This window comes from Aureibacillus halotolerans (assembly GCF_004363045.1).
GTDB classification, from domain to species: Bacteria; Bacillota; Bacilli; order Bacillales; family DSM-28697; genus Aureibacillus; species Aureibacillus halotolerans.
The window spans coordinates 135845-154092 of the sequence record NZ_SNYJ01000008.1; the positions used below are offsets into that span (position 1 = coordinate 135845).

The window sequence follows — 18248 nt, forward strand, 5'->3', positions numbered from 1 at the left end:
CCTTTGAGGCAACTCCGCGCCTCCCAAGGCTTTGCGCCTCGAAAGCCAAGCGTTTTCATCTAGCCTGGATATGTCAATGTTATAGTCTATTTAGCATTGTTTTCACTTGAAAACCGACCGTATTCCGGTCGGTTTTATTATATCAAAAACAAATAATGGTGTTACATGATGAAAGAAAGGAGGATATCCCGTGTTAAAAGAAAAACTACAGATTTTGCCTGCGCAGCCAGGATGTTATCTTATGAAAAATCAGCACAATCAAGTGATCTACGTAGGGAAAGCTAAAAATTTACGAAACCGAGTACGCTCGTATTTTACTGGTTCCCACGATGGCAAAACGCTTCGGCTTGTACAAAACATTACCGATTTTGAATACATTGTCACATCGTCTGAATTTGAAGCTTTGCTTCTCGAAATGAACCTGATCAAAAAATACGATCCAAAATACAATGTCATGCTAAAGGATGACAAAAGCTATCCATTTATAAAAATTACAAAAGAAAAGTACCCGCGCTTGTTGATCACAAGAAATGTCAAAAGAGACGGCGGCAAATATTTCGGACCTTATCCAAATGCGTATGCCGCAACAGAAACCAAAAAGCTTTTAGATCGTTTGTACCCACTTCGGAAATGTGACAAGCTCCCTGATAAAGTGTGCTTGTATTACCATATAGGGCAATGTTTAGCTCCTTGTGTATACCAAGTAGCCAAGGAAAAGACGCAGGATATTGTTCAGGACATCACCCATTTTCTAAATGGCGGCTTTCATGACATTAAAGGGCAACTGCAGCAAAAGATGGAGAGTGCTGCAGCAAAGCTTGAATTTGAACGAGCGAAGGAATTCCGAGATCAAATGCAACATATTACGGCTGTCATGGAAAAGCAGCAAATGATGACAAACGACATGACGACAAAAGATATTTTTCACTATGCCTTTGATAAGGGTTGGATGTGTGTGCAGGTCTTTTTCGTCCGTCATGGCAAGTTGATTGAACGCGATGTAAGCATGTTCCCGTTTTACGCAGAACCAGAAGAGGACTTTATGACGTTTTTAGGGCAGTTTTATACGAAAAGCCATCATATCAAACCGAAAGAAATCTGGTTGCCTGAGGGGACTGACGCGGCTATTGCGGAACGTTTGCTCGAAGTGAAGACAGTACAGCCGAAACGGGGCAAGAAAAAAGAGTTGCTTGATCTTGCACTAAAAAATGCCCAGCTTGCCTTACAGGAAAAATTTAAATTAATTGAGCGCGACGAAGAGCGTACAATTCGAGCTGTAGAACAAATTGGCCAAACGCTTCAAATTCCCTATCCAGAACGGATTGAGGCTTTTGACAACTCCAATATTCACGGCACAGATGCGGTATCCGCCATGATTGTGTTTGAAGATGGAAAGCCGAACAAAAAAGATTATCGAAAATACAAGATCAAGACGGTGAAAGGACCAGACGACTATGCTTCCATGCAAGAAGTCATACGTCGAAGATACACAAGGATTCTGCGAGAAGGTGGGAGACTGCCAGACCTTATTGTCATTGATGGGGGCAAAGGGCATATGAGCGCAGCGAAGGAAGTCCTTGAAAATGAATTGGATTTGTCTATCCCTATTTGTGGTTTAGCGAAGGATAAAAAGCATAAAACGGCGGATATGCTCTTTGGAGAGCCAGCGATGATTATCCCACTTGAGCGGAATTCTCAAGCGTTTTATTTACTGCAAAGAATTCAAGACGAGGTGCATCGATTTGCCATTTCCTTTCATCGACAGCTTCGTGGCAAAAATGCGTTTCAATCGTCATTGGATGGTGTAAAAGGGGTTGGTGAAAAGCGTAAGAAAATGCTTCTGAAGCATTTTGGAAGTGTCAAGCAACTAAAAATGGCCAGCTTCGAGGAGCTGACCACGGCGGGGCTGCCAAAGGATGCCGCCACCGCATTGCTTGCCCATTTCCAAGAAGCAGAGACCGTAGAGAAAGACAGCTAAAACGCGTACCATTCCACCGTGATTGGGACGATCCCATCACGGGTGGCTTCACCCACAGTCGCTTCAGCTTCTCCATTCATGATGGACGCTACCGTTTCGGCCAAAAATCCGGCTTCAAGGGAAAAAAGGGCTTGTGGGGAATGATTTTTTTTCTCGAGCAATAAAGAGTTGGAGAGTTCAAAGATAAGCTGGCTTTTTTTCTGTTTGATTAAACGAAGCTGACCCCATTCCGCTTTATGAAAGAAAACCGGACACTCGTCTAGCGTCTCTAAAGGAAATTTACGAGCTAACCGTTTGCCACTGTAGTAAAGGACCATTTGTTGTTGTTCTCCAAGTAATTCTGGAAGAAGTTCCTGACGTAAAAGCCGAATTGAAAAAGGGGTCGCTGTCACTTGGACATCGTTTTCATTTTTTTCGTCTTGCGATTGATTTGACATGAATAAGCCTCCGAAACCTTGATCTAACGTTAGTTGGTGTTTTTCCTCATGAAAGGGTTTTCGCTTCCTTGACCTTCCGTTCGCATGGGAGTAAAATGAACATGTCACATTATAGCGAAGTTTTTCACATATTGAAATGGTTTTTTCCTCACAATTCAATAGACGCGATACTAGTCATGTGAAAATTTCATCAAGACATATTGCACAAGTATAAGGGGGTTAAGGAGCTTTATGGCAGCTAATTCGGAGTACATCAATCGCCGGCTGCATTCATTATTGGGAGTCATTCCGGTAGGCCTGTTTTTAATTCAGCATTTAGTCGTCAACAATTTTGCGACGAGAGGTCCTGAAGCATTTAACACGGCCGCACACTTTATGGAAAGTTTACCTTTTCGTTACGCATTGGAGATCTTCATTATCTTTCTTCCGCTGCTTTTTCACGCAATTTATGGTCTATATATTGCTTTTACAGCGAAAAACAATGTGAGCCGGTTTGGATATTTCAGAAACTGGATGTTTATGCTGCAACGAATCACAGGCGTGATCACGCTCATTTTTGTCGCTTGGCATGTGTGGGAAACACGCCTAGCCGCACAATTTTTTGATGTGCCAGTCAATTTTGATATGATGGCAACTATTTTTGAAAGCAATTTCATGATCTGGTTTTATATCATTGGTGTCATTTCAACGACGTTCCACTTTGCGAATGGTCTTTGGTCATTTGCTGTCACCTGGGGGATTACAGTTACGCCGAGAGCCCAGCGAATTGCATCGTACGTTTCCATCATTATCTTTCTTGTGTTATCGTTTATCGGCGTTCGAAGCATTCTCGCTTTTATCGTGTAACCTAGCAAAAACGTAAGGAGTGGACTTCAATGAGTCAAGGAAAAATTGCGGTTGTTGGCGGTGGGCTCGCTGGCTTAATGGCCGTTATTAAAATAGCAGAAGCAGGGATCCCTGTAGATCTTTTTTCAATCGTTCCGGTAAAGCGCTCGCATTCTGTATGTGCCCAAGGAGGCATTAACGGCGCGGTCAACACAAAAGGAGAAGGAGACTCTCCCTATGTGCATTTTGATGATACGATTTATGGTGGCGATTTCCTAGCCAACCAAAAGCCTGTCAAAGCAATGTGTGACGCAGCGCCAGGCATTATTCACCTTATGGACCGGATGGGTGTCATGTTCAACCGAACTCCAGAAGGCTTATTAGACTTTCGTCGCTTCGGCGGCACACAGCATCATCGAACGGCTTATGCGGGTGCTTCTACAGGACAGCAGCTTCTGTATGCATTGGACGAGCAGGTCCGTCGATATGAAGTCGCGGGCTTAGTCACAAAGTATGAAGGATGGGAGTTCCTATCACTCATTAAAGATCAAGATGGTCGATCTCGCGGCTTAATTGTTCAAGAGCTTACGTCAATGGAAATCAAGCATTTCCGTGCAGATGCTGTCATTTTGGCAACAGGTGGTCCTGGGATCATTTTCGGTAAGTCGACGAACTCTATGATCAACACAGGGTCGGCTGCGGCAGCTGTATATCAGCAAGGCGCTGCATATGCCAATGGCGAATTTATTCAAATTCATCCGACAGCAATTCCTGGAGATGACAAGTTGCGTTTGATGAGTGAGTCAGCACGTGGTGAAGGTGGCCGTGTTTGGACGTATAAAGATGGAAAACCATGGTATTTCCTCGAGGAAAAATACCCAGCGTACGGAAATCTAGTGCCTCGTGATATTGCGACACGTGAAATCTTTGACGTATGTGTTAGTCAAAAGCTTGGTATCAATGGAGAAAACATGGTGTACCTTGATTTGTCTCATAAAGATTCGCACGAGCTCGATGTTAAGCTTGGGGCGATTATTGAGATTTACGAAAAATTCATGGGCGATGATCCACGTAAAGTCCCTATGAAAATCTTCCCAGCTGTTCACTATTCAATGGGTGGTCTTTGGGTGGATGACGATCAAATGAGTAACATTCCTGGGCTTTTTGCAGCAGGTGAATGTGATTATAGCCAACACGGGGCGAACCGTCTTGGGGCCAATTCATTGCTTTCTTCCATTTTCGGTGGAATGGTGGCTGGGCCAAACGCAGTAAGTTATGTAAAAGGCCTTGATGCACTTGCACAAGACTTGCCTGATTCTCTATTTGATGAACATGTTCAGCAGGAAAAGGATCAGTTTGAAGATATTTTAAAAATGGACGGCGACGAAAACGCCTATGTCCTTCATAAAGAGCTGGGCGAGTGGATGACGGATAACGTAACGGTTGTACGACATAACGATAAGCTATTGAAAACTGATGAAAAGATTCAAGAGCTCATCGAACGCTATAGCCGAATCAATGTCAACGATACGTCAAAATGGAGCAACTCAGGTGCGATGTTTATTCGTCAATTGAAAAACATGCTTCACTTGGCGCGCGTCATTACGATCGGGGCATACAATCGTAATGAAAGTCGTGGTGCCCACTACAAGCCTGAATTCCCAGACCGTAATGATGAGGAATTCTTAAAAACAACAAAAGCAATGTTCAATCCAGTAACGCAATCGCCAGAGTTTACGTATGAGGAAGTGGATACGTCTCTCATTCCGCCTCGTAAACGTGACTACTCTCAGTCTAAGAAAGGGGCTGCATCATCATGAGTGAAAAGGTCATTCACCTGATCATCACTCGGCAGGAAAACCCAAATGCTGAGCCGTATGATGAGGAATTTTCAATTCCCTACCGTGAGAACATGAACATTATCTCCGCCTTAATGGAAATCCGTCGGAACCCGGTCAGTAAAAGCGGGCAACGGACAACCCCAGTTCAGTGGGATATGAACTGTCTGGAAGAGGTGTGTGGAGCTTGTTCAATGGTCATCAATGGCTCCCCAAGACAGTCTTGTACGGCGCTCATTGATCAATTTGAACAGCCGATCCGACTCAAGCCGATGACCACCTTTCCTGTGGTACGAGATTTAATGATTGATCGTAGCCGCATGTTTGATTCCTTGAAAAAGGTGAAGGCATGGATTCCAATTGACGGCACGTACGATCTTGGACCAGGTCCAAGAATGCCGGAACGACGTCGTCAGTGGGCGTACGAGCTTTCAAAATGTATGACGTGTGGTGTCTGTTTAGAGGCTTGTCCTAACGTCAACAGTAAATCAAACTTTATTGGACCAGCTGCCATCTCGCAAGTGCGCTTGTTTAATGCTCATCCAACCGGTGAGATGAACAAAGAAGAACGTCTAGAAGCCTTGATGGGTGATGGCGGTATAAGCAATTGCGGAAATTCACAAAACTGCGTAGAGGCTTGCCCTAAAGGGATTCCTTTAACAACGTCCATTGCGTCAATGAACCGCCAAACGAACATTCAATCCTTTAAAAGCTTTTTTGGACAATAACAAATGAATAAAAAAGTGCTCGTCGATACAATTGTCGATGAGCACTTTTTTTCGTTGTTCTGCATAAGCAAGAAAGAGCCTTTAAAGCGACTTCGGTTTAATGACGTCTATATGTAGGTTTGCCATGAAGAACGGACGTAAGTGATCGAATGATCGGCGTGTGAAAGTTCTTAGGGAAAGACTGCTTGAGGATGCATGATGAACGGATTGCGGCTGTAAAACAGAATGAAGCACATCGGTTTTCTATCGAACGAAATGTTGTGTTTGGTGAGAGCGATTTTCTTACGCTAAGCAATTACATTAACCGGGTAAAGCAAGAAAGATGATCTTATGTTTTAAAACCCGGTGTAAAGAAGTCACAGGTTCCTCTGTGCCGACATACTTTATGGTGATAGATCGTTTTCCCTTGTTGCGTCACAGTTGATTTTACGGCAAGGAGGTATCAGATGATTGAGAGATAAAGATTATCAACCGAAGCCGTTGCTAACAAAAAGAGAACGAGAAGTCTTTGAGCTATTGGTTCAAGACAAAACTACGAGGGAAATCGCTGGCGAATTGTTTATCAGCGAAAAAACCGTACGAAACCATATTTCTAATGCAATGCAGAAACTTGGGGTCAAAGGACGTTCTCAGGCTGTTGTTGAGCTGCTACGGATGGGCGAATTAACACTATAGGCATGAAAGTGGCCGGCTTCTTAGGAGGAGCCGGTGTACATAAAAAGGTGTCGACAAAAAAAGAATGAGTCTGCGAACACATATGAGAAAGGTAACGCTTGATATTTTCTAGAAAACCATCCAAAATAGGTAGAAAGTACGGAGGAGGTCAGGCGTTGACAACAATAACTTCAGTGAACCAAATTGAACGGTCACTGCGATCCATCTCTGGGATGCTAAAACAGAAGGGCAGAGAAATACTTACAAATTATCCAATTACCCCACCTCAATTCCAGGCATTGCAATGGCTAAAGGAAAAAGGGGATTTGACGATCGGGGAATTGTCACATAAACTATATCTGGCGTGTAGTACAACGACGGATTTAGTCGATCGACTTGAAAAAAATGATCTTGTGCGTCGTGTACGAGATGAAAATGACCGCAGAGTTGTTCGAATTCATATTATGGATGAAGGTATGCGGGTGATTACCGAAGTCATTGAAAAGAGACAAGCGTATCTTGCTGATATTCTTAATGGATTTGAAGAAGCGGATATTCCGTTCATTGCTAAAGTACTTGAGAAGCTTGACGACAGCATGGCCGCGGATCGAACGAGGGCTAAAGCGCTCAAATGAAAGCGTCATGTGCGTGCGACAGCATGAGAGATTAAATTATATGGTTTCATAATCACAGTGCTTCCCGTAAGCATAAGCAGGTCAACTGAACGAATAAATAAAAAATGGGGAACAACTTTTGGAAAGAGCTATTGGAATTATTGATTCAGGCATCGGGGGCTTAACGGTTGTGAAAGAGGTTATGCGGCAGTTGCCACATGAGCCGATCGTTTATTTAGGAGATACTGCAAGATGTCCTTATGGACCACGTGACACTCAAGAAGTTCGCCAGTTCACCCAAGAAATGGTGGACTTTTTGTTGGAGAAGCATAAGCTGAAAATGCTTATTGTTGCTTGCAACACGGCAACGGCAGTTATGCTTGAGAGTTTAAAAAGGATGTTGCCTATTCCTGTTCTAGGAGTTGTTCATCCAGGGGCAAGAGCGGCAGTGAAAAAGACGAAAAACAAACGCATAGGTGTTATTGGGACCATTGGAACGATCAACAGTCAAGCGTATGAAAAAGCGCTGTTTAGTATCGATACATCCATTAAGGTGACAAGCCTCCCGTGCCCTGCTTTTGTTCCTTTGGCAGAACAAGGGCGGACGTCTGGTGAGGACAATCAGGCAGTCGTCTCTGCTGTGCTTGGAACGACCTTTCAATCACAGGAGGTCGATGCCTTAATTTTAGGCTGTACGCATTATCCAATGCTTACAGTCCTTATACAGAAAGCCGTAGGCGAAAATGTGATCTTAATCTCCTCTGGAGAAGAAACCGCTAGAGAAGCGAGTACAATCCTTCATTACCAACAGATTGAAAGTTCTCCAACCTTAAGCCCGACGCCTCATTTCTATACGACGGGACAACCATCTCTCTTTAAGCAAATGGCAGAGCGTTGGCTTGAAAAAGAGATTCACGTATCTTATGCACGTTTAGAGGATGAGTCTTCATGAAAGGAATTTTAGATATAAAACACTTGACGCTCTAGTGGCGATTCAGGTGTTTTTATCTTAAGGGAACCTGAATCACCAGTCGTTAAGTAGCATTTAGAAAAGATCTCTATGTTTTCTTCGTGAAAGGATGGAATATCCGACGCAATAGGCTCGTATACATTTTAGTACAACCTATTTTGAGGAGGAAATGTATGCGCGCGCATCGAAGACACGGTCTTATGGCCATTCTGTTCTGTTTGTTTGCAACTGTATTGGCCGGTTGTATGTTCCAAGGAGAAAAGGAAACTGCAAAACAGATTGACCCTCCACCAGAGATGACAATTGAGAAACAACCGTCTGATGGTGAGGGTTCTGGAGAGGAAGGAGCGAACACACCTGATGTTCGTGAGGTGTATTTGCTAGACGCCAATGGCTATGTCGTTCCCCAAACACTGCCACTCCCAGCAACAGATGAAGTGGCAAAGCAAGCGTTAGAATACATGGTCACAGGTGGTCCTGTAACAGAGTTATTGCCAAATGGTTTTCAGGCAGTGTTGCCACAAGGAACGGTCATTAACGGGGTCGACATTCGTGAAGACGGTACAGCCGTAGTTGATTTCTCAAATGAGTTTGCATCGTATGCACCTGAAAGTGAACGCCAGATTCTTGAAGCGATCACGTGGACACTAACGCAATTTGACACAATTGACAAGGTGAATATTTGGATTAATGGCTTTGAACAGGATGTCATGCCAGTCAATCATGAGCCGATTCATGGCGGCGTCACAAGAGAGATGGGCATTAACATACAGTCATCAGATGTCACGGACATTCGCAGCTCAGAGCCAGTTACAGTTTACTACGTTGCGCAGCATGACAAAACGTCTTACTACGTACCTGTGACTAAACGGGTTGATAGCGATCGCTTGGAGACGGAAGAAGAGACAGCGCAAACCATTGTAGAAGAGCTTGTAAAGGGGCCAGGCTTTGAGACCTCTTTGCTTACAGGCTTTCATCCAGATACCGAATTAACAGCGAATCCAGAAATCGACGCAGGCACTGTCTACTTACAGTTCACTGCGGCAGTCCTGAGTGGCAATGAACAACCTGGTCTATCCAATCAAGTGCTTGAACCACTCGTGTTGTCTTTGACCGAGGTCGGCGATGTGAAGCAAGTCAGTGTGGATGTGAATTCGTCTGAAGAAGGCGACCTAGTTGTCGAAGAAGTCGTCAGTCGCCCAGCAGTGACCAACCAAGGAAAGTTTTAACCCATCCCAAAAACAGATGTGAATGGATTGGCATTCATGTCTGTTTTTCTCGTTGCACCCTAAAGGGTACAAGTGCAACAGCAACATCTACACGATACCTTGACCAAAAGGCAACGAACGATTAAAATGGTGAAACTCTCTAATGCTCAGTTTTTAACAGAAGCATATGGGACGGATGCTTTGGAAACGATCTTAAAGTATCGTATACTTACAGTAAATCTCGAAGTAGAAGAGACATGGAGGCGACCGAAAGATTGAGACATGATGGCAGACAGGATGATGAGCTTCGTCCGGTATACATAGAAACGAATTACATTAAACACGCAGAAGGATCGGTATTGATTTCATTTGGAGATACGAAGGTCATCTGTACAGCTTCAGTAGAAGACAAGGTGCCGCCATTTCTTAGAGGGAGCGGCAAGGGGTGGGTCACCGCAGAATATGCGATGTTGCCTCGGGCGACGGAGCGACGAAATATTCGCGAATCGTCTAAAGGAAAAGTCGCTGGGCGGACGATGGAAATTCAGCGTTTAATTGGTCGAGCTTTACGAGCTGTTGTTGATTTAAAAGCGCTTGGAGAGCGGACTATTTGGATCGACTGTGATGTTATTCAGGCGGATGGCGGAACACGTACAGCAGCAATTACCGGCGCGTTTGTTGCGATGACAGACGCGATAGCTACGGTTCATAAACAAAAGCCGTTTTCGAGTTTCCCGATTAAAGATTGGCTTGCTGCTGTTTCCGTTGGAATAACGTCTGAAAACGAAGCCGTATTGGACTTGAATTATATTGAAGACGCGGACGCGAATGTTGATATGAACATCGTCATGACAGGAGCAGGCGAATTTGTCGAGCTACAGGGGTCTGGTGAAGAATCTACTTTCACGAGTCATGAGCTTCAGGCAATGCTTCATTATGGTGAAAAAGGCATTAATGAGCTTATTGACCTCCAGCAAGAAGCGTTAGCCCATGCAAAGGATTTGTTAGTGTGAAGACCAATGAAAGAAAAATCGTTATAGCCACACAGAATCAAGGCAAAATCAAGGAATTTGCAGCGCTTTTCGCAAACACACCGATCAAAGTTTTATCGTTAGCTGATGTGAACTTTAATGAGGATATTGAAGAAACGGGCGTTACCTTTGAGGAAAATGCAGAAATCAAAGCAGAAGCGGTGATGAAGGCGACGGGATTACCAGCCGTTGCCGATGATTCCGGTCTTGCTGTGGATGCCCTTGATGGAGCGCCTGGGGTTTATTCGGCGCGTTATGCTGGACTTGAGAAAAACGATCAAGCGAACAACCAGAAGCTGCTCACAGCACTTCAAGGAGAAACACAACGTGGAGCCGTCTTCGTTTGTGTGCTTGCGCTATGCGTGCCAGGAGAGGCGACGCAGTTCTTCCGCGGAGAGCTTCGAGGTGTGATTGCTGAGGAAGAACAGGGGACGAACGGCTTTGGCTATGATCCTTTGTTTTATCTCCCAGATCGTGAAAAAACAACCGCAGAGTTACAACCAGACGAAAAAAACAAGCTGAGCCACCGTGCCCTTGCCTTACAAAAGCTTGCGGCGTTCTGGGCACAGCGATAAGATTGGAGGGAACACAACATGCCAAACAAGCTTCTTGTGTTAAGTGACAGCCATGGGTTTGATGTCGAGTTGGATCTGCTTTGGGACCGTCATTCGAAAGACATTGAAGCGATAATTCATTGCGGTGACTCCGAGCTCAGCCCAAAAGCGGACGAGTTGGAGGGGATGGTCACTGTTAAAGGAAATTGTGACATCGGTTCATTTCCGGAAGTTGTTACGCATTCATGGGAAGGTCTTCGGATTTACGTATCCCATGGACATCTACATGGCGTCAAAGGCTCCTCTGACCAAATCGTTCAAAGCGCAAAACGTGCTGACGCCGACATTGTCATGCACGGGCATTCTCATATTGCTGAGGCTTATGAGAATGAAGGGATTTTAGTTCTGAACCCGGGATCTGTCCGATTGCCTAGGCAACGAGTGGAAGCGACGTACGCCCTGTTAGAGCGAAAAGACAATGCTGTGGAGATTTCATTTCTTGAATTCAATACAGGGAAACTCGTTTTCAAAGAAAATTGGTCCATTCCATCAAAAAAACGTTGACTATAGCCAACATATTCGTTAAAATAAATATTGTCGCATTGAACGAGTGACATGCGGGTGTAGTTTAGTGGTAAAACCTCAGCCTTCCAAGCTGATGTCGTGGGTTCGATTCCCATCACCCGCTTTTTGTCCCAGTAGCTCAGCTGGATAGAGCATCGGCCTTCTAAGCCGACGGTCGGGAGTTCGAATCTCTCCTGGGACGTCATTTAGTTTTTGAGAGTCAAGATAAGAACATGAGGAAGCGCCTTAAAACATTGCTGTATAAGCATTTTAGGGTGCTTTTATTTTTGCGGAGAGTCGATAGGAAACGATAAGATTTTTTTTCGTTTTACACATTTTTTACACATTAGCTTGCGACCCACTCAGAGAATACTTCGGTTGTCTTCTCCTCATCTTTCTGTCGGAGCTCTTTGACCAGATGCGCGTATGTGTTCATTGTAGTCTCTAAATCGCCGTGTCCGAGTCGTTCGGAAACAAAGTATATCGAAACACCCGAATAGAGCAAAACGCTAGCATGGGTATGTCTCAAGCCGTGTACACTAATGTTGGGAATGCTTAACTCCTCAAGAAGTGCGCGTAGCGTTTTATTTACAGTGTTATTGGCTACCACTTTGTACTGGGAAGACCTACTGTAAAAAACTAATTTGTGAATGTTCTCTGGGATATTCTCAAACAACCCCTTGAATATTTTCATTGTGTTCCCATCAATCGCAATTGTACGAACCGATTGTTCATTTTTGGTGGGCCCAAACCCTTCGTGCATTTCCTTCTTATAACCCCATGTTTTATTAATGCTTATTGTACCTTTCTCAAAATCAAAATCTTTTCGAGTCAATCCGACGATCTCTGCATACCTACAACCAGAAACCAGAGCAATTAGCATGATGTAATAGGAGATACTTTTATCTAACCGTTTGATTATTTCAGTCGCGAGCCGTTTGCTGTCATCATAGTGCAGATGCTTTTCGTCACCTCGTTTTTCTTTCTTTCCTCCGAGCACCGCACTTCTTGTAAAATCTATCTTGATTATCCCTTCGTCGATCGCATCTTTTACACAGGCTCTTATGTGAGTATTTATTTTTCGCACTGTGGCTTTTGAGCGTTCTTGTTCGTCACCTTTTGCGTACTTGTTCAGAAATTTTTGATATTCAACTTTAGTTATTTTCTGAATCGGCTTAGATCCAAAGTGCTTTTTTATGGTACGGCACGAAGTTTGGTAGCGTTCATATGTGTTCTTGCGAGTGTGGCTTTTATAAACGCTTACCCAATCATTAAAATATTGTGCAAAGGATATATCTTCTATCGCATGTACCGAGATCCCACTCCGTAGTTGTGACTCCACTTCGTGTGCAGCTGCCTGAGCTTCTTTCTTAGTCCGGAAACCTCCTTTTCGAATCGGCTTAGGTTTGTGGCTGATTGTGTACTGCCACGTTTTTCCTCTCCTTTGAAAGCTTGCCATCACTTGTATCCCCTTTCATTTAGGACATGCTTCGGTATTTTATAATCTTCTATCATCTCTCTAACCATTATGGTGTCGCCAGATTCTTTCGCAAACAAAAGATCGACAGCGAAGGCGTTTGCCTCCGATTCAATTTTGTCTGTCGAATAGTATGTTTGTCTTTTCAAAAAAGATGTATTCGAGTGAGGGTGTAAAACAGCATGCCCTAACTCGTGTGCGCAGATAAATTTCTTTTGCTGTTCATATGTATTTTCGTTGATGTGTATAATTTGAATTCTAAAATGCTTGCTATAGTACCCTAGAATGTTGCCGAGGTCTTCGAAAACTACACAAATCCCCAGTTCCTCAGCAAGTCTGAAAGGGCAGCTTGTCCCAAACCTGTCAATCAAATCTTGAGCCCCTTTTTTAACTTTCACCGAATCACTCCCACTACTTATATTTTTTAGGGGTGAATTTTTGTTTTGCCATCCTCTTTGCTATACGAAGTGATTGTTCTAAGGAATTAATAAGAAGCTCCTTGTCATCCTCATCCATTTCCTCGATAGACTGTCCGTCAAACGCAGCATATCCATTTTGAATGTTCAATCCATCAATTATGCTCTGTAACTCTTTTTGAATGTCGCGCTCATCTTTTGATGTAAGCTCTACGTTACCTTCTACATTTGGAACCTGCCCCGAACTAGCTTCTGCTTCAAGTTCCTCTGTTGTTATTCCTAAAGCTCTGCAAACTTTAATTACATTATCTACAGATGCTTTTCCCACTCCTCTCTGAAGCATGGACCTTAAAGTAGTTGGTGGGATACCAACCATCTCTGCAAAAGCTTTTTTGCTATACCCTTGTTCTTCAATCATTTCCTCTAATATTTTCGCTCTCTTATCCACGCTTCATATCTCCTTTTTGAATGAACGGAATTTCGTCGTCTCCTACATATTACCTTACGAAATTTCGTATGTAAATAGGTTTTAGACGAAAATGCGTTTTTATTTTACTTTTTTCTGTTGACAGTGAACGAAATTGCGTTTATAGTCGTAACATGAAGTGAACGAAATTGCGTTCATGGCATCAGGAGGTGATTACCATGCACAAAAATCTAAGAGCTGAAATGGCGAGAAATGGCGTGACGATGGAAAACGTATCTAAGCTCCTCGGCGTACGTTTGGCAACTGTCAGCGACAAGGTTAACGGGAAGTATCGTTTTTACTACGATGAGGCACACACGATCAAGCATCATTTTTTCCCAGAGTGCAGTATTGAATACTTGTTTGCTACCGAAAAGGTACAGAGCGAGGAGGTGGAACGAAATGTCGCAACTGCTCAGAGCTGAAATAAACATTCCGATTCCGACTGATCTAGTTATGGTCAGTAAAGTTGAATTGGAGAAATTGGAGAAACAAGAGTTAACAGGTGTCTATTGGAATATGAAGGACCTGGAACAGAGGATTCGCAGGAAGTCGGAGTGGATAAAAGAGAACATTCTTTTTCCTTCGAGGTTTCGCAAGATTCTGGATAGTGAGAACGGCGGCTTCGTGTACTACCCACAAAGCAAAGGGCAAACGTGGAGCTTCCAAGCTGTTGAGATGGCCTCATTTTTAGATAAGAACTTTGGTGAGATATTTGGAAGGAGGTGAAGCTCAGTGACACAACAACAAGCTTTAAAAAACGTCGTCATGTTTTTGGAAGTCGAGGACATTTGGGGCAAGCGAGGATTTAAAAAGATTGCAGACCATGCAGCCAAACAGCGTGATAAGTATTGGCAAATCTATTTGGATGGAGGGGTGAAGGATGCTGGCATATAAAACTGGCGACCATGTGAAAGTTGTTAGCAACAGAAGTTTAAACGGTAGTCATATTGTGCCAATCGGCACCGCTGGAAGAGTCCTCCGCACGAACGAGGAAGGCGATAAGGTTTTTGTCATGGTTAAGTCAAGCGAGGGTAATGAACTAGTTTGGCTAGGTGACTCTGATTTGGAATTTGTGGAGGGTTATCTATGAAACACGGAACAAGATTAACACTCAAAGAAAAGAAGCACCTGACGTCCTACAGCATCAACCCTGACAACTGGCTCGTAAGCAAACGGGACGGCGACATGTTGACGTTGAGGCATCGGTTGACGGATGAAGTTAAACACATTCCAAAACCATAGGAGGCTACAAAATGAAAGAACAAATTGAAAAAGCGTTCAACATAAGATCCGTGTCGCCAGAACAAGCAGCGCGCGCGATGGACGTTAAGGTGGAGATTAAAAACGTGGCTCACGTGATCGACGACAACGCACCTAACAGCCGAGAGAAGGCTCTGGCACTCACCAAATTGGAGGAAGCATGGTTTTGGGCACTGGCTGCAATCTCTCGTGAAGAAAGTGAGGACACCAAATGAACGAACAAGCCAAGCAAGAAATGCTGAAAAAGATTGAAGAGTGCAGAGGAACAGGAAGAGAGTCCGCTGAGGAAAGAAAAGACCAGAAGTACAACCAAGAAATGAACAAGGGTCACGCACAAGGCTGGCAAGATGCATGCGATCTCATGACCGCGATGCTTGGTTTTGATCCACGGGCGAAAAAGGAGGAAACAGAATGACAACAGGACAGATGTACCACTGGACACAACGCTACCAACGAGCTGACAAACAGCCAGAGCCAACACGCACATTATCTTTGAGTCAAATCATGGACGACATGATGGCAGTGCATCGGATACCGATGTTGTCTAAACCGACATACGAGCAAAAGCATCCACAAGTTATGCAGATGTACCGAGTTGTGGCTGATGCGAGGGACTTTAATTGAGAGGAGGTGGGGATACATGAGTGATCGAGGGCTAGAAATATTAAGAGCCAAAAAAGAACAAGCAACGCTTAATTATGCAACCAATTATGAAGGATACATGCGGTTGCTACCGTCAGAAGCTGCTTGGAATCACTTAGTTGCTTTAGCGAACGAAGCTTTGAAATCGCGTGGAATGTTGAGAGCTAAGGAAGATGTGATAGAAATTTTGCAAAGAGATGTAAATGAGCTTGAAACGAAGCTAGAGAAGTATGAATGACCTTCAAGATGTCATGGACGCTGTACTAATCAGCCTTGGCGCCTCAGACTGGAACGCTGTAGCTGACCAGTTAGATAAGCAAGAGATTGAGCAGGTGCAAGAGTATGTAGCGCTCCTACAAGCCATGCTTGCACAAAAAAAAGCCACCTTTGCAGAGGTCGCTTTGAAAGGATATTTACCAGTTGCACCAATTGTACCACAAAACGAGGAGGAAAAAACAGTGATTGAAATAAAAATATCCGCAACGCCGGAACTCATAGATGCTCTGTCCAAGTTCACCGCCGCCTTACAGCAAGACGCACCTGAAACAAAGAAAGAGAGCAAGACGAACAAAAAAACTGAACCAAAAGAAGAGAAGCAGGAAGAAGAGAAAGCAGAACCTGCTGAGGAAAAGGAAGAGGCAAAAAGCAAGTACAGCCTGGATACGATCACAAGCAAGACGCGAGAGTTCATTCAAGGCAACTCCGAAAACAAGAAGCTGCTGAAAGGCTTTCTGGATGAGAAGGATGTGCCAAAGGTGAGTGCTCTCGAAGTGGCTGACTATGACGAGTACATGGCATTTATTGAGGAGCACTCTGCATGACGGTAAACCATGCGGAACGAGCTCACGCCTTATTGTCAGCAAGTGGCGCGCACCGATGGCTAAAATGCACCGCCTCCCCATCCATGGAAAAAGGCATCAAGGATGAAACGAGCGACTATGCCAGGGAAGGCACGTTTGCACATGAGCTGTCGGAGCTGTATTTTGCTCACTTGTACCAGGGCATGACGAAACGCACCTTTAACTCACGACTTAAGAAGATGAAGCAGAACGAGTTTTACAACGAGGAAATACAGGATCTTGTTGACGACTATGTAAGCATCGTCGAAGAGCACGTGAACGACGCAAAGGCTCGTGCGGACACACCGCCAACCTACATGTTCGAGGAGAAGTTAGACCTCAGTGAGTACGTGCCTGAAAGCTTTGGCACTGGCGATGTGATCATCTACAACGCAGGTGTGCTTGAGATCATCGACCTAAAAGCTGGCAAAGGCATTGAGGTGTCAGCTGAGGACAATCCGCAGTTACGACTTTATGCGCTTGGTGCTCTGGCCATCTTTGATCTAGTAGAGGATGTCGAAGAGGTATACATGACTATTGTCCAACCACGACTCAACAACGTATCAACAGAAGCAATGAAGGTAGAGGATCTCGTCAAGTGGGGCACAGAGTACGTCAAGCCTCGTGCGCAAATTGCATGGGACGGCGATGGTGAGTTTGATGCAGGGGATCATTGCCGCTTTTGCAAGGTCAAACATACCTGCCGTCCTAGATCCGAGAAGTATCTGGGAATCGCCAAGAAGCTCACCGATCCAAATCTTCTTAAACCAGATGAGGTTGCAGAGATTCTGTTTCAAGCCGATGGGCTACAGAAGTGGGCAAAGGACGTGCAAGACTACGCACTCGACCAGGCTCAAAAAGGGCAACAGTTTGACGGGTGGAAAGTTGTTGAGGGTGTGAGCCGTCGGAAGTACACGGATGAAGATGAGATTCTAAGCGTCCTCAAGGCGAACGAATACGAGGCTGGCAAAGTATCAGAGACAAAGCTTCTTCCAATCTCAAAGCTGGAGAAGGCAATCGGGAAGAAGACGGTCACAGAGCTGATCGGTGAACTGGTGACGAAGCCTCCAGGCAAACCTACTTTGGTGCCTGAGAGCGACAAGCGACCTGCACTAGGAGCAGAGAGCGCAATGAGCGAGTTTGACGAGATTCCAACCAACTAAACATACAAGGGAGTTTTTCTATATGAAACGCGACGGAACAAAAGTAATCACAGGTAAAGTACGTGCAAGCTATGTCCACATCTTTGAGCCGAAAGCCAACGAAAAAGGAGAAGAAAAGTATTCAATCTCGCTCATTATTCCTAAATCTGACACCAAGATGATAAAGCTAATCGAGGACGCCATTGCCCAGGCTGCGGAAGAAGGCAAAGGAAAGCTTGGCGGTAAGGTACCGAAGAGCCTCAAGACACCTCTACGTGATGGAGACGTGGATCGTGACGACGATGAGGCATACGCAGACAGCTATTTCATTAACGCTACAAGCAAACAGGCACCCGGAGTTGTTGATCAAAACAAAATCAAGGTGACAGACAGTACTGTTGTCTACAGTGGATGCTTCGTTCGGGCATCAGTAAACTTCTTTGCCTTCAACACGGAGGGTAATAAAGGGATTGCCGCAGGACTAAACAACATTCAGAAGTGGGAGGATGGCGAGTTTCTTGGCGGTCGATCAAGCGCTGAGGACGACTTCGACGAGTTGGAAACGGAAGAGGATGACTTGCTGTAAGGCAAATATGGGGATC

The 18248-nt window shown here is 44.5% G+C and carries 26 protein-coding genes and 2 tRNA genes; 24 read left to right on the forward strand and 4 right to left on the reverse strand.

The annotated features are described in order from the left end of the window. Positions 1-190 precede the first annotated feature (190 nt). Positions 191-1978: an excinuclease ABC subunit UvrC gene (gene uvrC / locus EV213_RS11145; RefSeq protein WP_133580613.1), complete on the forward strand. Its 1788-nt coding sequence runs from the start codon at positions 191-193 to the stop codon at positions 1976-1978. On the opposite strand, the gene EV213_RS11150 is transcribed toward uvrC, so the two are convergent. Continuing rightward, on the reverse strand, positions 1975-2415 hold the full coding sequence (locus EV213_RS11150) for a DUF2507 domain-containing protein (RefSeq protein ID WP_133580614.1): 441 nt from the start codon (positions 2413-2415) through the stop codon (positions 1975-1977). The two genes, uvrC and EV213_RS11150, sit on opposite strands and share 4 nt — an antisense overlap. Positions 2416-2646: 231 nt before the next feature. On the opposite strand from EV213_RS11150, the gene EV213_RS11155 reads away from it, so the two are divergent. The 12 genes from EV213_RS11155 to EV213_RS11210 all read left to right on the forward strand — a co-directional run bounded on the left by EV213_RS11155 (position 2647) and on the right by EV213_RS11210 (position 11603). Next, positions 2647-3261 carry a succinate dehydrogenase cytochrome b558 subunit gene (locus tag EV213_RS11155; protein ID WP_133580615.1) on the forward strand — a complete coding sequence of 205 codons (615 nt, stop codon included), beginning with the start codon at positions 2647-2649 and terminating at the stop codon, positions 3259-3261. Between the two features lie 29 nt (positions 3262-3290). Then, positions 3291-5060: a succinate dehydrogenase flavoprotein subunit gene (gene sdhA, locus EV213_RS11160; RefSeq protein ID WP_133580616.1), complete on the forward strand. Its 1770-nt coding sequence runs from the start codon at positions 3291-3293 to the stop codon at positions 5058-5060. Continuing rightward, positions 5057-5806, forward strand: a complete 750-nt coding sequence (gene sdhB, locus EV213_RS11165; RefSeq protein ID WP_133580617.1) for a succinate dehydrogenase iron-sulfur subunit — start codon at positions 5057-5059, stop codon at positions 5804-5806. Before sdhA ends, sdhB begins: the two co-directional genes overlap by 4 nt. A gap of 450 nt (positions 5807-6256) precedes the next feature. Beyond that, complete coding sequence (locus EV213_RS11170) at positions 6257-6481, forward strand: helix-turn-helix domain-containing protein (protein WP_133580618.1); 225 nt, start codon at positions 6257-6259, stop codon at positions 6479-6481. A gap of 212 nt (positions 6482-6693) precedes the next feature. Continuing rightward, positions 6694-7095, forward strand: a complete 402-nt coding sequence (locus EV213_RS11175; protein WP_133580692.1) for a MarR family winged helix-turn-helix transcriptional regulator — start codon at positions 6694-6696, stop codon at positions 7093-7095. Between the two features lie 118 nt (positions 7096-7213). Next, positions 7214-8026, forward strand: coding sequence for a glutamate racemase (gene racE / locus EV213_RS11180; RefSeq protein WP_133580619.1), 813 nt, complete (start codon positions 7214-7216; stop codon positions 8024-8026). Between the two features lie 191 nt (positions 8027-8217). Beyond that, positions 8218-9273 carry a GerMN domain-containing protein gene (locus EV213_RS11185; protein ID WP_133580620.1) on the forward strand — a complete coding sequence of 352 codons (1056 nt, stop codon included), beginning with the start codon at positions 8218-8220 and terminating at the stop codon, positions 9271-9273. Positions 9274-9527: 254 nt separating this feature from the next. After that, positions 9528-10265: a ribonuclease PH gene (gene rph, locus EV213_RS11190; RefSeq protein WP_133580621.1), complete on the forward strand. Its 738-nt coding sequence runs from the start codon at positions 9528-9530 to the stop codon at positions 10263-10265. After that, positions 10262-10858, forward strand: coding sequence for an XTP/dITP diphosphatase (locus tag EV213_RS11195; protein ID WP_133580622.1), 597 nt, complete (start codon positions 10262-10264; stop codon positions 10856-10858). The genes rph and EV213_RS11195 overlap by 4 nt, the downstream gene beginning before the upstream one ends. Before the next feature lie 18 nt (positions 10859-10876). Continuing rightward, positions 10877-11401, forward strand: a complete 525-nt coding sequence (locus tag EV213_RS11200; protein ID WP_133580623.1) for a metallophosphoesterase family protein — start codon at positions 10877-10879, stop codon at positions 11399-11401. A 53-nt stretch (positions 11402-11454) separates the two neighbouring features. Further along, a tRNA-Gly gene (locus EV213_RS11205) sits at positions 11455-11525 on the forward strand. Positions 11526-11529: 4 nt separating this feature from the next. Continuing rightward, a tRNA-Arg gene (locus EV213_RS11210) sits at positions 11530-11603 on the forward strand. A 144-nt stretch (positions 11604-11747) separates the two neighbouring features. Here the strand turns inward: EV213_RS11210 and EV213_RS11215 are convergent. Genes EV213_RS11215 through EV213_RS11225 form a run of 3 tightly spaced genes read right to left on the reverse strand, consistent with a single transcriptional unit; the run spans position 11748 to position 13742 of the window. After that, the gene (locus EV213_RS11215; RefSeq protein ID WP_133580624.1) at positions 11748-12860 is read right to left on the reverse strand and encodes a site-specific integrase; all 1113 of its coding nucleotides are present in this window, start codon (positions 12858-12860) and stop codon (positions 11748-11750) included. After that, positions 12860-13276: an ImmA/IrrE family metallo-endopeptidase gene (locus EV213_RS11220; protein ID WP_133580625.1), complete on the reverse strand. Its 417-nt coding sequence runs from the start codon at positions 13274-13276 to the stop codon at positions 12860-12862. The genes EV213_RS11215 and EV213_RS11220 overlap by 1 nt, the downstream gene beginning before the upstream one ends. A 13-nt stretch (positions 13277-13289) precedes the next feature. Further along, positions 13290-13742, reverse strand: coding sequence for a helix-turn-helix domain-containing protein (locus EV213_RS11225; RefSeq protein WP_243740070.1), 453 nt, complete (start codon positions 13740-13742; stop codon positions 13290-13292). A 197-nt stretch (positions 13743-13939) separates the two neighbouring features. Here EV213_RS11225 and EV213_RS11230 point away from each other — a divergent pair, with 197 nt between their 5' ends. The 11 genes from EV213_RS11230 to EV213_RS11270 all read left to right on the forward strand — a co-directional run bounded on the left by EV213_RS11230 (position 13940) and on the right by EV213_RS11270 (position 18232). After that, on the forward strand, positions 13940-14185 hold the full coding sequence (locus EV213_RS11230; protein WP_133580626.1) for a helix-turn-helix domain-containing protein: 246 nt from the start codon (positions 13940-13942) through the stop codon (positions 14183-14185). Next, a complete protein-coding gene (locus tag EV213_RS11235) occupies positions 14163-14489 on the forward strand; it encodes a DUF771 domain-containing protein (RefSeq protein ID WP_133580627.1) in 327 nt (108 codons plus the stop codon). The genes EV213_RS11230 and EV213_RS11235 overlap by 23 nt, the downstream gene beginning before the upstream one ends. 6 nt (positions 14490-14495) lie before the next feature. Then, positions 14496-14657 carry a hypothetical protein gene (locus EV213_RS20735; protein WP_166639266.1) on the forward strand — a complete coding sequence of 54 codons (162 nt, stop codon included), beginning with the start codon at positions 14496-14498 and terminating at the stop codon, positions 14655-14657. Positions 14658-14849: 192 nt separating this feature from the next. Beyond that, positions 14850-15005 carry a DUF6906 family protein gene (locus tag EV213_RS20740; protein ID WP_166639267.1) on the forward strand — a complete coding sequence of 52 codons (156 nt, stop codon included), beginning with the start codon at positions 14850-14852 and terminating at the stop codon, positions 15003-15005. A gap of 11 nt (positions 15006-15016) precedes the next feature. Beyond that, entirely contained in the window at positions 15017-15238 is a 222-nt protein-coding gene (locus EV213_RS11240) for an Acb2/Tad1 domain-containing protein (RefSeq protein ID WP_133580628.1), read from the forward strand. Then, the gene (locus EV213_RS11245) at positions 15235-15438 is read left to right on the forward strand and encodes a hypothetical protein (protein ID WP_133580629.1); all 204 of its coding nucleotides are present in this window, start codon (positions 15235-15237) and stop codon (positions 15436-15438) included. Before EV213_RS11240 ends, EV213_RS11245 begins: the two co-directional genes overlap by 4 nt. After that, positions 15435-15647, forward strand: a complete 213-nt coding sequence (locus EV213_RS11250; RefSeq protein WP_133580630.1) for a hypothetical protein — start codon at positions 15435-15437, stop codon at positions 15645-15647. Before EV213_RS11245 ends, EV213_RS11250 begins: the two co-directional genes overlap by 4 nt. A 16-nt stretch (positions 15648-15663) precedes the next feature. Continuing rightward, positions 15664-15903 carry a hypothetical protein gene (locus EV213_RS11255; protein WP_133580631.1) on the forward strand — a complete coding sequence of 80 codons (240 nt, stop codon included), beginning with the start codon at positions 15664-15666 and terminating at the stop codon, positions 15901-15903. Then, positions 15896-16486, forward strand: a complete 591-nt coding sequence (locus EV213_RS11260; RefSeq protein ID WP_133580632.1) for a hypothetical protein — start codon at positions 15896-15898, stop codon at positions 16484-16486. Before EV213_RS11255 ends, EV213_RS11260 begins: the two co-directional genes overlap by 8 nt. Further along, the gene (locus EV213_RS11265; protein ID WP_133580633.1) at positions 16483-17667 is read left to right on the forward strand and encodes a DUF2800 domain-containing protein; all 1185 of its coding nucleotides are present in this window, start codon (positions 16483-16485) and stop codon (positions 17665-17667) included. Before EV213_RS11260 ends, EV213_RS11265 begins: the two co-directional genes overlap by 4 nt. Positions 17668-17689: 22 nt before the next feature. Next, on the forward strand, positions 17690-18232 hold the full coding sequence (locus tag EV213_RS11270; protein ID WP_133580634.1) for a DUF2815 family protein: 543 nt from the start codon (positions 17690-17692) through the stop codon (positions 18230-18232). Positions 18233-18248 lie beyond the last annotated feature (16 nt).